A 14,574-nucleotide genomic window follows, 5' to 3' on the forward strand; every position below is an offset into this window, starting at 1 on the left:
TGGCCCGGGGGCCACGTCACCGCCTGCCCGGGGCGTGCCGCGCGGTGGTCGCGAGCCCGGGGAGCCGGGCTCGCGACCACCGGCGTCGGCTTACTGCAGGCCGGTGCGGACGGAGGTGATGCGCTGGGTGTTGAAGCCGAGCCAGTGCATCCGGCCGACGTAGCGGGCGTGCTCGATCTTGAGGCAGCGGTCCACCACGAGATCGAGACCGCCGTCTGCCGCGATCTGATTGCCCTCGTCGTTGACGACGCCGAACTGGCACCACAGCGCCCCGGCCCCGATCTGCACGGCTTCGCGCGCGATGCCCGGCAGCGCGTCCGGCGCGCGGAACACGTTGACGAGATCCACGGCGACGGGCACGTCCAGCAGGCTCGGGTAGGACGTCTGGCCGAGGATCTGCTTCTCGCGGGGGTTGACCGGGATGACCTGGTAGCCGTGCCGCTGGAGGTAGTAACCGACGAAGTAGCTGGCGCGCAGCTCGTTGTTGGACAGGCCGACGACCGCGATCGTCTTCGCTCGGTGGATCACCCGCTGGATCGTCGCCGGGTCCTGGTACACGCTGAGGTCGCTCATGCCGCCACCGCCGTCGCGAGATTCGCGGCGACGTTCGCGAAGCCCTGCTCCAGATCCCAGACCAGGTCGTCGACCGACTCGGTGCCCACCGACAGCCGCACCGTCCCGGCGGCCACCCCGGCGGCGCGCAGCTCGTGGTCGCCGAGCTGGCGGTGCGTGGTACTCGCCGGATGGATGATCAGGCTTTTCGCGTCGCCGACGTTGGCCAGGTGGGACCAGAGCGTCACGCCGCGGATGAAGTCCTGGCCGCCGTCGCGGCCGCCCGCGCAGTCGAAGGAGAACACCGCGCCCGCGCCGCGCGGCAGGTACTTGCGCACCAGCGGTTCGTACCGGCTGCCGGGCAGCCCGGCGTAGGTCACGTTCGCGGCCAGCTCGTGCGAGGCGAGGAACTCCGCGACCGCGCGCGCGTTGCGGACGTGGCGGTCCATCCGCAGCGACAGCGTCTCCAGCCCCTGCAGCAGCAGGAAGGCGTTGAACGGGGACAGCGCCGCGCCGAGGTCGCGCAGGGTCTCCGCGCGCAGTTTCATCAGGTAGCCGTACATGCCGAAGGTCTCGTGGAACTGCAGGCCGTGGTACGCCGGTGACGGATCCGCGATCACCGGGAAGCGCCCGTTGGACCAGTCGAACGTGCCCGCCTCGACGACCACGCCGCCGATGCTGGTGCCGTGCCCGCCGATGAACTTGGTCGCCGAGTGGATCACGATGTCGGCGCCCCACTCGATCGGGCGGCACAGGTACGGCGTGGCGAAGGTGTTGTCCACGATCAGCGGCAGCCCGTGCTCGTGCGCGATGGCGGCGACGGTCTCGATGTCCAGCACGTTGCCGGCCGGGTTGCCGATCGTCTCGCCGAAGAACGCCTTGGTGTTCGGGCGGACCGCGTCCCGCCACGCCTGGGGGTCGTCGGGATCGACCCAACTCAGCTCCACGTTCATCTTGCGCAGCAGGTGCTTGAACTGGTTCACCGTCCCGCCGTACAGCGCGGCGGAGGAGACCACGTGATCACCCGGTTCCAGCAGCGTGAACAGCGCGGCCGCCTGCGCGGCGATGCCGCTGGCGAATGCGACCGCCCCGCAGCCGCCTTCGAGGTTGGCCACGCGCTCCTCGAACACCGCGACCGTCGGGTTCATGATGCGCGAGTAGGTGTTGCCGTACTCCTGCAGGTTGAAGTACGCGGCGGCCGACTCCGGGTCCTCGAACACGTAGCTGGTGGTCTGGAAGATCGGCACGGCGCGCGCGCCGGTGTTGGGGTCCGGCCGCTGCCCGGCGTGCAACTGCCGGGTCTCGAACCCGAAGGCGCGGGCCTGTTCGGTGCGGGGGAGTTCGCTGCTCACTCGTGCCTCTTCCTCGGCGTCGATGGGTCGGCTCCGGCTCCGGTCAGGAAGCGCCGGATGACGGGGGTCTGGCGCGCTTCCTCCAGCAGGAAGCTGTCGTGGCCGTGCGGGGCCTCGATCAGGTGGTACTCGACGGGTCTGCCGAGCGTGCGCAGTGCCGCGGCGAGCTGTTCCGAGGCCGTCGGCGGGTACAGCCAGTCGGAGCTGAAAGCGATCAGCAGCGTACGGGCCATGATGCCGCCGAGGGCCCGGGTGAGTGATCCGCCGCCGTGCTCTCGCGCGAGGTCGAAGTACGTCAGCGCGCGGGAGGTGTACAGGTAGGTGTTGGCGTCGAAGCGTTTGACGAAGGCGTCGGCCTGGTGGCGCAGGTAGCTCTCGACCTCGAACTCCGGTTCGGTGATGGTGTGCCGGATGTCGTCGGCGAACTGCAGCCGCCGCCCGAACCGGTCCTCCAGCGCGGGCGCCGACAGGTAGGTGATGTGACCGACCATGCGCGCGACACCCATGCCGGCGTCGGGTTGCCGCCCTGTGCCGTGGTAGTGCCCGCCCTGCCAGTCCGGATCGCGCATGATCGCGTCCCGGGCGATGGCGTTCCAGGCCACGCCCTGCGGGTGCAGGGCGGGTGTGCTGGCGATGACCACGATCGCGTCGACCTGGTCGGGGTACAGCACCGCCCACTCCAGGGCCTGCATGCCGCCGAGCGAACCGCCGGCGACCGCCGCCAGCCGGGTTATGCCGAGTTCGTCGAGGAAGGCGCGCTGCGTGCGGACCATGTCCGCGACGGTGATGACGGGGAAGTCCGATCCGTACGGTGCGCCGCTGGCGGGGTCGGTCGAGGACGGGCCGGTGGTGCCCCGGCAGCCGCCGAGCACGTTCGTGGACACGATGAAGAAGCGGTCGGTGTCGAACGCCTTGCCGGGGCCGATCATCCCGTCCCACCAGCCGAGTGCCTTGCCTGCCGCGCCGTCGCGGGCCTCGGCGGCGAATCCGTCGCGGGTGCCCGCCTCCGGTGGCGTGGCCGCGAAGCCCGCGGCGTGGGCGTCGCCGCTGAGGGCGTGGCAGACCAGGATGACGTTGTCCCGTTCGGGTGACAGGACCCCGTAGGTCTCGTAGGCCACCCGGACCGGATGCAGTTCGCGCCCGCAGTCCAGCGGCACAGGCCGGGGCAGGTCCAGGTGTCGCGTCTCGACGTTGCCGACGGATCCGGCGGCGACCGTCGGGTTCGGTGCCACGGGCGCGATCATAACTGGTCCTCCGTAGCGGTCGATGTTAATGTCGGTCATTCCGATAGGAATTGTAGGGTAGAGATCGAGAGGGGCACCACACATGACCACCGTCGACAACGGCGTGAACGTCCAGGCACTGCTCGACGCGCGCGGGGTGCTGAAGGACGCGCCCGACGCCGCCCAGTTCACCTGGCGGGCCACCTCCACCTGGCGCAACGGCGTGCACAGCACGACCCGCATCCAGAACTTCTTCGGCCTCGGCCAGGAGCAGAGCCACAAGAGCGAGACGGTGTTCGACGCCGACCACCCGGCCGTCTTCGCAGCCGAAGACAACGGCATCACCCCGATCGAGTACCTGCTCGTCGGTCTGGCCTCCTGCCTGACCGCCGGCGTCGCCTCGGTGGCGCAGAACCGCGGCATCCAGCTGCGCTCGGTCGAGTCGACGGTGGAGGGCCAGCACGACATCCGGGGCATCCTCGGGGTCGACAGCGACGTCCGCAACGGCTTCAACGACATCAAGGTGACGTTCACGATCGACGCGGACGCCTCGCAGCAGGAGATCGAGGCGCTGGTGGCGCAGTCCCAGAAGCGCTCCGCCGTCTTCGATGCCCTCACCAACCCCACCAACGTCACCGTCGCGGTCGCCTGAGGAGGGCCGAGCCATCGAGCGCGTCACCACGGTCGTCCTCGGCGCGGGGCACGCGGGCCTGGCCGCGAGCCACTACCTGCGCGACCGCGCCATCGACCATGTCGTGCTCGAACGCGGCGAGGTGGCGAACTCCTGGCGCCGGGAACGCTGGGAGTCGCTGCGGCTGCTCACCCCGAACTGGCAGAGTCGCCTCCCGGGCCATCACTACGATGGCCCGGACCGCGACGGCTACATGACGATGAACGAGGTCGTCAGGTTCATCGAGCAGTTCGCCGCGGTGTCCCGCGCGCCCGTGCGGACCGGGACGGCGGTCACCTCGGTGCGGCGCGTCGACGAGGGATACCAGCTCGCCACGAGCGGCGGGCCGATCCGGTGCCGCGCGGTGGTGATCGCCACCGGCGCCTGCAACCAGCCGGTGGTGCCGTCGCTGCGGGACGCTGTGCCGGCCTCCGTCACGCAGCTGACCCCCTTCGACTACCGGTGGCCGGACCTGCTGCCGGACGGGGGAGTGCTGGTCGTCGGCGCGTCGGCGACCGGGGTGCAGCTGGCCGACGAGCTGCGCCGGTCCGGCCGGCCCGTGGTCCTGTCCGTGGGGGAGCACGTGCGGCTGCCGCGCACCTACCGCGGGCGCGACGTGCTGTGGTGGATGGACGCCTCCGGTGTGTGGGATCAGCGCCACGACGAGGTCGACGACCTCGACCGGGCCCGCCGCCTGCCGTCGCCGCAGCTCATCGGCTCGCCCGAGCGGCGCACCCTCGACCTCGACGCGCTGTCGGCGTCCGGCGTCGAGCTGGTGGGCCGCTTGGCGGGGGTGCGGGACGGCCGGGCGCTGTTCTCCGGCGGGCTGCGCAACGTGGTCGCGCTGGCGGACCTGAAGATGGAACGCCTGCTGGACACCTTCGACGAGTGGGCCCGCGGGGACGGTGCGGCCGAGCCGCCCGAGCGGTTCGCGCCCACCCGCGTACCCGACCCGGCCCGGCTGCAGCTCGACCTGACCCGCGGCGAGATCCGCACGATCGTGTGGGCGACCGGGTTCCGGCCGGACTACCGCTGGCTCGACGTTCCCGTGCTCGACGGCAAGGGCCGCCTGAAGCACGACGGCGGGGTCGTCGACAGCCCGGGGCTGTACGCGCTCGGCCTGCCCCTGCTGCGGCGGCGCAGGTCCACCTTCATCCACGGCATCGAGGACGACGCGCGCGCCGTGATCGACCATCTCGCGGGATACCTCGCCGCCCGCCCTTGATCACATGACGTCCTGCTGGGCCGGTGGCGGCAGCGGGTTCTCGAAGCAGGCGAGCCAGGTGGTCAGCGCTGACTCGAGTCGGGCGGCGTCCTCGCTGCTCAGCAGATCGAGCAGGCGGCGCTCGTTGCGCATGTGGTCGGCGAACGCCTGGTCGATCAGCTTCCGGCCGGCCGGGGTGAGGGCGACGACGCGGCCCCGCCCGTCGCTGCCGCTGGGGCGGCGGGTGATGAGCCCGTCACGTTCCAGCCGGTCGAGGCGCTTGGTCATGGCGCCGGTGGTGACCATCGTGAACGCGGCGAGCTCGCCGGGCGCGCGCTCGAAGGGTTCGCCGGCCCGGCGCAGGGTGGCGAGGACGTCGAACTCGCCCTCGCCCAGCCCGTAGCGCCGGTAGACGACGCGCAGCTCCTCGGTCAGGTGGCCCGCCAGGCGGTGCAGGCGCCCGATCACGGCCTGCGGGCTGACGTCGAGGTCGGGCCGTTCGCGGGCCCAGGCCTGCTGGATACGGGCTACGTGGTCGAGGTGTCCGGTCACCCTTTCAATATAGCTTCCGGGGAAGCTATATTGCCTTCCATGGAAGCTACTTCTCGGTGGGTGACGGTCACCGCGATCGCGCCGATCGCCTGGGGCTCGACCTACTTCGTGACCCACCGGTACCTGCCGCCGGACTACCCGCTGTACGGCGCGGCCATCCGCGCGCTGCCCGCCGGACTGCTGCTCCTGCTCGTGCGCAGGTCGCTTCCGCACGGTGCGTGGTGGTGGCGATCCGCGGTCCTGGGCGCCCTGAACATGGGCGCCTTCTTCGCCCTGGTCTACCTCGCGGCCCAGACACTGCCCACCAGCATCGCCTCGACGATCATGGCGACCTCGCCGGTCGCGATGATGCTGATCGCCTGGGCGGCACTGTCGGAACGGCCGCAGGCAGCGCAGCTCGTCGGCGCCGCCGTCGGGGTCGTCGGCGTCGGACTCATGCTGCTCGACGACACGGCCGGAGTCGATCCGGTGGGTGTCTTCGCCTCCGTTGCGGCCATGGCGATGTCGTCCCTCGGCTACGTGCTGACCAAGAAGTGGAGCATGGGCGTCGACGTGTTCTCGCTGACCTCCTGGCAGCTCATCGCGGGAGGGCTGGTCCTGCTGCCCGTCGCCGCCGCCGTGGAGGGCGCGCCGCCCGCGCTGGACGGCTCCGCCGTCGTCGCGTTCGGCTACGTCTCGGTCGTGGCGACCGCCCTGGCCTTCACGGCCTGGTTCACCGGCCTGCGCCACCTGAGCGCCGGCACAGTAGGGCTGGTCGGGCTGCTCAATCCGATCACGGGCGTGGTGCTCGGAGCGGTGGTGGCGCAGGAGACGCTCGCCGCCCAGCAGCTGGGCGGTCTCGTGCTGGTCGTCACCGGGATCCTGCTGGGACAACCTGCCGCTCGGCGTATCGTTGCCCGCGTCAGTGCCGGCTGGGGCCGGCCGGACACGGCGGGCGCGCCAAGGTGCGTCGGCTGACCGACAGCCCCGGCGCCGGTCGAGAGAGCGCCGACGGCGCTGACGCGGTCGCAGATGAGGGCGAGTTATTCGGTTGACCGGAGACCGGACGCCGGGTCGGATGAAGGGCCGCACCACGGCGGCGCGTGGTCTCCACCCGTCGACCTGCTGCAGTCGTCGGCGCGATTGCTCACGACGTCAGACCCGCACAGTCGGGACCGCCCACCAGCCGACCGTACGGGAGAACCGATGCAACCGCTGACCGCAGAAGAGATCCGAAGCTCCATCGTCAACGCGTCGAAAGGCGACGCGCGGCGGATGCACCTGCCGGCGACGCCCGAGCAGCTCAACTGGGACGACCTCGACTTCCTCGGGTGGCGTGACCCGAAGGCGCCCGGCCGGGCGTATCTGATCGTGCCGCTGGGTTCGACGGTGGTCGGGTTGGTGCTGAGCGCGACCGTTCCGCCCCGGTCGCTGATGCGCTCGAACATGTGCGGGTTCTGCCACACCTTCCACGATGCCGCCTCCATCGCGCTGTTCTCGGCACGACTGGCCGGGGCGGCCGGGCGTCACGGCAACACGGCCGGCACCTACGCATGCACCGACCTGGCGTGCCCGCTTTACGCACGCAATCTGCGCAAACCGTTCCTGCCGCAGGCGGCCGAGACCGTCACCGTCGAGGAGCGGGTCGCCCGCCTGCGCCAGAAGGTGACCGCCTTCGTCGAGCGGGTCCTCGACACCACCGCGTCGGCGACCGCCGGTGGTGAGTAGCGCTCCCGGCGTGCTCAGACCTGGTTCATCCCGCCGTCGACGAAGAGCTCGGCGCCGGTGATGAAACTGGACTGGCCGGAAGCCAGGAACAGCACCGCGTCGGCAACCTCCTCGGGCCGGCCCATCCGGTCCAGCGGAACCTGCCTTATCAGCTCCTGCTTGAACTGCTGCGCCTGCTGCTCGTCGGCAACCAGCCCGCTCAGACCCGGTGTCTCGATCGGGCCGGGGCTCAGCGTGTTGACCCGCACGCCGCGTCCGCTGAGTTCGGCAGCCCACGACCGGGCCAGTGAGCGGACAGCCGCCTTCGTCGCCCCGTACACGCTGAACGACGCCTGACCCGCCGAACCGGCGGTCGAGCCGCACAGGACGACCGACGCCGGGTCGTTGAGCAGCGGCAGCGCCTTCTGCACGGTGAACAGCAGCGCCTTGACGTTCAGGCCGAACGTCGTGTCGAAGTGCTCCGGGGTGATCTGTCCCAGCGGCGCGAGCTCTCCGCCGCCGGCGTTGGCGAACAGCACGTCCAGACCGCGGCCGCGCTCGCGTACCGCGTCGTAGAGCCGGTCCAGGTCGGCGTCGGAGGTGACGTCGCCGGTGACGCCGGTGGCGTCCGGGCCGATGGCGGCGACCGCAGCGGTCACCTGTTCGGGCCGCCGGCCGATGATGAAGACGTGCGCGCCGTGCTCGGCGAGCCGCTTGGCGGCGGCCAGGCCGATACCGGTGGTGCCGCCGGTCACCACCGCCGTCTTGCCGTCGAGCTGCCCCACGACCGCCTCCGTTGCGTCCCGCCCGGGCAGCGGCTGTCGCTGCCCGGTCCCAGATCTCATACTGGTCGGTCCGTGGACGGCATGTCGGCGTTTCCGCTGGCCGGCTACGGCACACCTGGGCTGTGCACGCCTGACGCGTACCATGGCGCCGCACCTGCCCACTGCCGTCGACGCGGTGACGAGAGCGGGCTGAGCCTGAGGAGGACGGCGTGCGGATCCTGGTTGCCGAAGACGACACAGCCGTCCGTGACTCGCTGACGCGCAGTCTCCGGTTCGAGGGCTACGCGGTCGACGTCGCTGCCGACGGCGCACAGGCGCTGCAGTCGGTGCTCGCCGCCGAACCCGACGCGCTCGTGCTCGATGTGATGATGCCCGAGGTCGACGGTCTCGGCGTCTGCCGTGCGCTACGGGAGCGGGGCATCATCGTTCCCGTGCTGATGCTGACCGCCCGCGACAGCGTCGGCGACCGCGTCGCCGGTCTGGACGCCGGAGCCGACGACTACCTGGTCAAGCCCTTCGCGCTGCAGGAACTACTCGCGCGGCTGCGCGCGCTGCTGCGCCGCTCGGTGCTCACCGGCGTGCCCGGCCAGGACGGGCCGCTGCGTTTCGCCGGGATCACGCTCGATCCCATCACCCGGGAAGTGACCGCCGACGGGCGCGCCGTGCGGCTGACCCGTACCGAATTCAGCATCCTCGAGGTGTTCCTTCGCCATCCGCGCCAGGTGCTGAGCAGGTCGACCCTGTTCGAGCAGGTGTGGGGTTGCGACCTCGGCGAGAACTCCAACAGCCTGCACGTCTACGTCGGCTACCTGCGCCGCAAACTCGAAGCCGCCGGCCTCGACCGGCTGCTGTACACCGTGCGCGGCGTCGGGTACGTGCTCCGGGAGACCCCGCTGTGAGCCTCACCAACCGGCTCAGCGTCATCGCGGCACTGGCTGTCGCGGTCGCGGTGGTGGCCGTCAGCGGCCTTGCCTTCCTGCTCGTCCGCGAGGAGCTGCACCGGCAGCTGGACAGCCAGCTCGACTCCGACGCCCGCACGATCGCCGCCCAGCCGGAGCGGTGGATCGACAAAGCGCCGGTGCAGCCGGTGCGTCCTGGCAAGTTCGAAGGGGACTGGCGCGCCCTCAAGGAAACCGACCTCGGACCGCGGTGGCAGATCATCTCTGTCAAGGGTGTCGTCAGCACCTCCGCCCTGCCGATCACCGACGCCACCCTGGCCGTGCTCGAGGGACGTGTGGTCCGCAGCCGGGAGACGGTCACCGTCGCCGGCGAGGAGCTGCGCATGGTCACCCTGCCGCTCGACGCGCAAGGCATCATCCAGGTGGCCCTGCCACTCGAACCGCTCACCGACACCCTGCGCAGGCTTGCCGTGCTGCTCACCGTGGGCTGCCTCGGCGGCGTGGCGCTGGCGGCGCTGATCGGCCGCAGTGTCGCCCGCGCCGGGCTGGCCCCCATCCACCAGCTGACCGGCGCGGTGGAGAAGGTGGCTGCCACCCGCGACCTGCAGACCGCGATTCCGGTACACGGCAGGGACGAAGTCGCCCGCCTGGCGGGGGCGTTCAACGGGATGCTGGCCGCGCTGACGGCCTCACGTGCCGCGCAACGGGCCTTGGTCGAAGACGCCGGGCATGAGCTGCGGACGCCGCTGACTAGTCTGCGCACCAACATCGAGCTGCTGGTGCGGGCAGAAGCGGAAACCGGGTCCGGGCGGGTGCTGCCGTCGCAGGAGCGGGCCCGGCTGATGCAGGATCTGGAGACACAGGTGGTGGAGCTGACGCAGCTCACCAATGAGCTGGTGGATCTGGCGCGGGAGGAGACGAGCCCGGAGCTCCCCGAGCGGGTCGACCTGGGCGACGTCGTCGCCACGGCGATAGACCGGGCGCGGGCTCGTACCGTGGTGCCGATCGACGCGGACCTGATCACGGCTGAGCTGACAGGTCGCCCGGGCGCCCTGGAACGTATGGTGTTGAACCTGCTCGACAACGCTGCGAAGTGGAGCCCGGAGGGCGCCAGGGTGGCGGTCGGTCTGCGTCGCGACGGCGAGTGGATGGAACTGACCGTGGCCGACGCCGGGCCCGGCATCGCTGAAGCGGACCGGTTCCGGGTGTTCGAGCGGTTCTACCGGTCGGCCGAGGCCAGGGCGATGCCTGGCTCCGGGCTGGGTCTGGCCATCGTGGCTCAGACGGTGGCGCAGCACGGGGGCACGGTGACGGCGGAGCGGTCCCCGGTCGGTGGTGCGCTGCTGCGGGTGCTGCTGCCGGCGGATTCATAGGAAGTTCTTAACAAACCGCTCAGGCGTTCTTAGCTGACTGAGTCATCGTGTGCTGCATGACAACAGAGCCTGTTGAGGCGCAACCCGCTGAGCCCGCCGCTGCGCCGGCTGCCGAGCCGAAGACGGTGGTGACCGAGGTCAGACCGGTTCGGCGGCGTCCGTCCGGAAAGGTCGTCCTGGCGGTGGCCGGGGCGTTCGTGGCCGGTGCGGTGTGTACCGGATGCCTGGGTGTCGCCGCCCTGTTCGTGGCAGGCCACGGCGACGACCACCACGGGTTCGACGGCGATCACCCGAAGATCGAGCGTGTCTTCCCCGACCGTGGTGGATGGAAGGGCGGCGAGAAGTGGCCCGGCGACGGAGGGCCATGGCAGAAGCAGGAGTGGCCCGGACCCCAGGACAAGGGGATCTGGCCACTGCCTGACGACAGGCCCGGCCTGCCGGGTGTCCCGGCGCCGGAGCAGAAGGTTCCGTCACCGGCGCCGTCGGCTACCTCCTGACCGCGACGGCGCAGGGCGGGGCCTGAAGACGGGCGGGTACCGGTCCGGCAGCAACCTGCCGGACCGGGGTGGGGTGGACTACTTGGCGCTCGCCGCGGCCGACCACGGAACAGTTCACCTTCGCGGTCGTTGTCCCGGTGGGGCTGCACGGCGGAACCCGATGACCTGACCGCCTGGATATGGAGCGGTATGAATGACAGCGACGGTCGCAGACGTGCCTCAGGCGAGCTCGAGGGCCAGGTGATGAACGTCCTGTGGGCCACGGGCCGCGCCATGACCCCCGCCGAGGTCCAGGCGCGGCTGGATCCGGCGCCGGCGTACAACACGGTGCAGACGATCCTGATCCGGCTCGTGGACAAGGAGCTGGTACGCCGCAACCGGGCGGGCCGGGCCCACGCGTACGAGCCGGTGCGCAGCGAAGCCGACGCGGCCGCCGCGCAGCTGCGTGCGACGCTCAGCGGGGTCGGCGACCGGCAGCTGACGCTGCAGCGTTTCGCGGAGACCCTCGACGATGCCGAAGCGCAGGTGCTGCGGCGGCTGCTGTCCGACATGCGGCCGGGGGACAGGTGAAGGTCTGGGTCTACCTGCCGCTGCTGCTGTCTGCGCTGCTGCCGTACGTGGCCCGATTCATGGCCGGGCGGGTCGCGCCGTCCGCTGCCGCGCGGACCGTCACCGCCGCCGCCGCGGCGGCCGCGAGCGGTTTCGTGTGCTGCCTGTCGTTGCTGGCGTTGACGCTGTTCGACGACCTGCCGCCGTTGTGGGAGTTCGACGACCGTCCGGAGCTGGGGCTGCCCAAACCGGTCCCGGGGCTGGTCGCGATGATCGCCGCGCTGGTGCTCGGGACCGGTGTGGTGCGCCTGGTCCGCGACATCCGGATACGCCGGCGGGTGCTGCGGGAACTGCGGGACGTGGGCAGCCCGCACGCGGGGATGGTGGTGGCCGACTGGGCGGAGCCGTTCGCGGTGGCGGTGCCGGGCCGGCCGGGGCACATCCTGGTCACGTCCGGGATGCTGCGGGTGCTGAGCCCGGGTGAGCAGCGGGTGCTGTTCGCGCACGAGAACGCGCATCTGCGGCGGCGGCATCACCGGTGGGTGGCGGTCGCGAGCTGGTCGGCGGCGCTGAACCCGCTGCTGGCTCCGATGGCGGTGCTGGTCGGCCACCTGGTCGAGCGGTGGGCTGACGAGGACGCCGCCGCGATGGTCGGCGACCGGCAGCTGGTGGCGCAGGCAGTGGCCAAGGCGTCGCTGGCCGGCCGCCGCAAGCAGGTCGCGCCGGCGATGGGGATGAGCGGCTCGGGCGCGGTCGAGCGGGTGATGGCGATGCAGTGCCCGCGTCAGCCGAGCCGCTGGCAGGCGGTGGCCGGGGTGACCCTGCTGTGCCTGATGCTGCTCGCGGCCACGGCGGTGGCCGTGGTGGAGTTCGCCGGGGTCGCTCGGGCCTGGCTCGGCATGATCATCTAGGGACCCGTCGACGCTGGTCGGGTGGGCGGCTTCAGTGGCAGTCGGCGGACCCGGAGTCGGTGTAGGCGGCGCCGGGCCGGCCGACGAACTGCCAGTGGTAGGAGGTGGGGTCGAGGGTCAGCTTGAGCACGCCGTAGGTTCTGTCGTCGCGGGTCTCGGAGTTGGCGGCGACCTCGTCACCGAACCGGTAGAGGCTCGCGCCGCCGGTGCCGACGACGAACTGGCGGATGCCCCGGCCGTCGTCGCGGTTCCCGTCGGGGTCCTGTGGCGCGAAACGTTCGTAGTTGTGGTTGTGCGCGGTGAGGACCAGTTCGGTGCCGTGGTCGTAGAGGATCTGGTACAGCGGGCGCACGCGCGGTTCAGAGGTGTGTCTGCCGCCGGAGGTGAACAGCGGGTGGTGCCACATGGCGATGCTGCACCGGGCCGGCTGGCTGGTCAGGACTTCCTGGAGCCAGCGCGCCTGCGGCGAGTCGGGGCCGCACGCGACCTGGTCGCACTGGCTGTTGAGGACCAGCACCTGCCAGCCCGAGACGCGGTAGGTGTACCAGCCTTCGTTGCGGTTGCCGACGTCGGCGCCGAAGTAGTCGTAGTAGGCCTTGCCGTCGGCTTTGCGCAGGTCGTGGTTGCCCAGGACGGGGCGGGTGCGGTCGCGGTGGCGTCCCCAGTGCGGGTCGTAGCAGCGGCGGAACTGCTTTGCGGAGCCGTCCATGTAGGCGTTGTCACCGAGGGTGAAGACGGTGCCGGGGATGTCGTCGAGCAGCTTGGCGGTGATCTCGTCGCCGCCGCTGGTGCAGCTGGCGATGTCACCGGCCCCGACGAGCACGGGAGGTCCGTCGTCGCGGGCGCCGCCGAACGCCACGACGGTGCCGGCGGCCAGCACCGCGGCGATCAGGGACGCGCGTCCGGCGACGCCGCCGAGGACGCGACCGAGGCGACCGGTTGCCGAGGCGGGCAGAGCGGGCGGGACGGGTACGGGCTCGGGCTCGCTCATCGGCGGGCTCCTTCGCGGGAGGCCGCAGCCTGCTTGTGGCCGTGCAGCAGCGCCGCGCGGTCGACCGGAAGGGTCGGCGGCAGGACTGCCCCACTGCGCCGACCCCACGGGGCGGGGCCGAAGGCGCGCAGCATCAGCGCGTCGTAGAGGAGCGCCAGCAGTGCGGCGGCGACGAGCGGCGTCCCGAACTCGGCCAGCGGCGGGATCGACAGGACGGTCGCGGCCAGTGGGCTGGTGCTGACGGCCACGCCGCGGGCGGCGGCGGTCATGCTCGCCACCGCCGTGCGCTGGGGTGGGGCGACGATCGCCGCGGTGAACGCCTGCCGGGCCGGTACGTCGATCTTCGACAGGGCATGGCGGACCAGCAGCAGCGCGGCCGCGAGCGGGAACGTCGGTGCGAAGGCGACACCCAGCAGCAGCACGTTGGACACGGCGTGGGGCCAGAGCATGGTCACCAGCAGGCCGCTGCGGGCGGTCAGCGCCGGTGCGGCCAGCTGGGCGGCGGCTGCGAGCAGGTTCATCCCGAACGGGGTGTTGTCGTTGGTCGACGGTGAGACCGTGCCGATGAACGCCGCGGCCAGCAGCAAGGGGTAGCTGTCGCAGGTGGCGAATACGGCTCCGGCCGCGGCCATCAGCACCGCCGACACGATCAGCGCGAGGCGACGGCCCATGCGGTCGGCGAACAGCGCCATGACGATCGTGCCGGCGACGCTGCCCGCACAGGCGACGGCGATCAGCACCCCGATCTCGGCGGGCGAGTAGCCGACGATGCTGAGTCGGCTGGCCAGCAGCACGCTGACGCAACCGAAACCGAACGTGCGCAGCGCACGCGAGACAATGACCCGCTTGCTGTCGGCGTGGAGGCGCCACCGGACGGCAAGTGGTCTTCCGTACCTCGGAGAACCCACTGAAAGATGATGAAACATCCTTAATGGGACGTAACTCCGACACGCCGTAGGAATTCGTGGGGCGGCCCGGGCGGGGTGCTGTGCCAGGTGAGAGACGATACCTACATCGTGTAGGACATGGCGCGGATGTGCGGCGAGCCGGTCGAACGTACGAGGGGGACGTGCTAGCAGGTGACTTGTGGATCCGCACCGATGAAGTTCAGCGGACCGGCGACGATCGTGGCCGCGATCGTCGCGCCGTGGTCGCAGTCCGCAGACGACCCGGTGAAGTAGTCGCGCTGCATCGCGGCCGCGAACCCGCCGACCAGCCACACCAGGATCACCACCAGCACGATCCGGCGCATCACTCCACCCCCGCGACCAGGTTATGCGACCAGGCGCGGGCGGCAGCCTCAGTCGGCGGATTCGGCGGCGACGACCGG

17 protein-coding genes are annotated in these 14,574 nt (G+C 71.2%); 9 read left to right on the top strand and 8 right to left on the bottom strand.

Going from position 1 to position 14,574, the window contains the following annotated elements:
* Positions 1 to 90: 90 nt before the first annotated feature.
* The 3 genes from F6W97_RS14885 to metX are packed head-to-tail and all read right to left on the bottom strand — an operon-like array spanning position 91 to position 3,136.
* Positions 91 to 573: a CoA-binding protein gene (locus tag F6W97_RS14885; protein WP_155370920.1), complete on the bottom strand. Its 483-nt coding sequence runs from the start codon at positions 571 to 573 to the stop codon at positions 91 to 93.
* A complete protein-coding gene (locus tag F6W97_RS14890) occupies positions 570 to 1,904 on the bottom strand; it encodes an O-acetylhomoserine aminocarboxypropyltransferase/cysteine synthase family protein (RefSeq protein WP_155370921.1) in 1,335 nt (444 codons plus the stop codon). Before F6W97_RS14890 ends, F6W97_RS14885 begins: the two co-directional genes overlap by 4 nt.
* Positions 1,901 to 3,136 carry a homoserine O-acetyltransferase MetX gene (gene metX, locus F6W97_RS14895; RefSeq protein ID WP_230686685.1) on the bottom strand — a complete coding sequence of 412 codons (1,236 nt, stop codon included), beginning with the start codon at positions 3,134 to 3,136 and terminating at the stop codon, positions 1,901 to 1,903. The genes F6W97_RS14890 and metX overlap by 4 nt, the downstream gene beginning before the upstream one ends.
* Before the next feature lie 94 nt (positions 3,137 to 3,230).
* Between metX and F6W97_RS14900 the strand changes: the two genes are divergently transcribed.
* Entirely contained in the window at positions 3,231 to 3,779 is a 549-nt protein-coding gene (locus F6W97_RS14900) for an OsmC family protein (RefSeq protein WP_155370923.1), read from the top strand.
* Positions 3,736 to 5,022, top strand: coding sequence for a flavin-containing monooxygenase (locus tag F6W97_RS14905; RefSeq protein ID WP_155370924.1), 1,287 nt, complete (start codon positions 3,736 to 3,738; stop codon positions 5,020 to 5,022). The genes F6W97_RS14900 and F6W97_RS14905 overlap by 44 nt, the downstream gene beginning before the upstream one ends.
* Here F6W97_RS14905 and F6W97_RS14910 read toward each other — a convergent pair whose 3' ends face one another.
* On the bottom strand, positions 5,023 to 5,553 hold the full coding sequence (locus tag F6W97_RS14910; RefSeq protein WP_155370925.1) for a MarR family winged helix-turn-helix transcriptional regulator: 531 nt from the start codon (positions 5,551 to 5,553) through the stop codon (positions 5,023 to 5,025).
* A gap of 39 nt (positions 5,554 to 5,592) precedes the next feature.
* Between F6W97_RS14910 and F6W97_RS14915 the strand changes: the two genes are divergently transcribed.
* Both F6W97_RS14915 and F6W97_RS14920 read left to right on the top strand, forming a co-directional pair.
* On the top strand, positions 5,593 to 6,510 hold the full coding sequence (locus F6W97_RS14915) for an EamA family transporter (protein WP_155370926.1): 918 nt from the start codon (positions 5,593 to 5,595) through the stop codon (positions 6,508 to 6,510).
* Between the two features lie 228 nt (positions 6,511 to 6,738).
* The gene (locus tag F6W97_RS14920) at positions 6,739 to 7,260 is read left to right on the top strand and encodes an FBP domain-containing protein (protein ID WP_155370927.1); all 522 of its coding nucleotides are present in this window, start codon (positions 6,739 to 6,741) and stop codon (positions 7,258 to 7,260) included.
* 14 nt (positions 7,261 to 7,274) lie between these two features.
* Here F6W97_RS14920 and F6W97_RS14925 read toward each other — a convergent pair whose 3' ends face one another.
* A complete protein-coding gene (locus F6W97_RS14925; protein ID WP_155370928.1) occupies positions 7,275 to 8,024 on the bottom strand; it encodes an SDR family NAD(P)-dependent oxidoreductase in 750 nt (249 codons plus the stop codon).
* Between the two features lie 209 nt (positions 8,025 to 8,233).
* Here F6W97_RS14925 and F6W97_RS14930 point away from each other — a divergent pair, with 209 nt between their 5' ends.
* The 5 genes from F6W97_RS14930 to F6W97_RS14950 all read left to right on the top strand — a co-directional run bounded on the left by F6W97_RS14930 (position 8,234) and on the right by F6W97_RS14950 (position 12,253).
* On the top strand, positions 8,234 to 8,923 hold the full coding sequence (locus F6W97_RS14930) for a response regulator transcription factor (protein WP_155370929.1): 690 nt from the start codon (positions 8,234 to 8,236) through the stop codon (positions 8,921 to 8,923).
* 53 nt (positions 8,924 to 8,976) lie between these two features.
* Complete coding sequence (locus F6W97_RS14935; RefSeq protein ID WP_230686686.1) at positions 8,977 to 10,296, top strand: HAMP domain-containing sensor histidine kinase; 1,320 nt, start codon at positions 8,977 to 8,979, stop codon at positions 10,294 to 10,296.
* 56 nt (positions 10,297 to 10,352) lie between these two features.
* On the top strand, positions 10,353 to 10,793 hold the full coding sequence (locus F6W97_RS14940) for a hypothetical protein (RefSeq protein WP_155370931.1): 441 nt from the start codon (positions 10,353 to 10,355) through the stop codon (positions 10,791 to 10,793).
* Between the two features lie 189 nt (positions 10,794 to 10,982).
* Complete coding sequence (locus tag F6W97_RS14945; protein WP_155370932.1) at positions 10,983 to 11,363, top strand: BlaI/MecI/CopY family transcriptional regulator; 381 nt, start codon at positions 10,983 to 10,985, stop codon at positions 11,361 to 11,363.
* Positions 11,360 to 12,253 (top strand): M56 family metallopeptidase, encoded by an 894-nt coding sequence (locus tag F6W97_RS14950; protein ID WP_155370933.1) that lies wholly within the window; start codon positions 11,360 to 11,362, stop codon positions 12,251 to 12,253. Before F6W97_RS14945 ends, F6W97_RS14950 begins: the two co-directional genes overlap by 4 nt.
* 31 nt (positions 12,254 to 12,284) lie before the next feature.
* Here the strand turns inward: F6W97_RS14950 and F6W97_RS14955 are convergent, their stop codons facing one another.
* From F6W97_RS14955 to F6W97_RS14965, 3 genes are all read right to left on the bottom strand, one after another.
* Entirely contained in the window at positions 12,285 to 13,244 is a 960-nt protein-coding gene (locus F6W97_RS14955; protein WP_155370934.1) for a metallophosphoesterase family protein, read from the bottom strand.
* On the bottom strand, positions 13,241 to 14,038 hold the full coding sequence (locus F6W97_RS14960) for a hypothetical protein (protein ID WP_155370935.1): 798 nt from the start codon (positions 14,036 to 14,038) through the stop codon (positions 13,241 to 13,243). The genes F6W97_RS14955 and F6W97_RS14960 overlap by 4 nt, the downstream gene beginning before the upstream one ends.
* Positions 14,039 to 14,316: 278 nt before the next feature.
* On the bottom strand, positions 14,317 to 14,496 hold the full coding sequence (locus F6W97_RS14965) for a hypothetical protein (RefSeq protein ID WP_155370936.1): 180 nt from the start codon (positions 14,494 to 14,496) through the stop codon (positions 14,317 to 14,319).
* Positions 14,497 to 14,574 lie beyond the last annotated feature (78 nt).

It is taken from the genome of Catellatospora vulcania (assembly GCF_009720385.1).
Taxonomy (GTDB): Bacteria; Actinomycetota; Actinomycetes; order Mycobacteriales; family Micromonosporaceae; genus Catellatospora; species Catellatospora vulcania.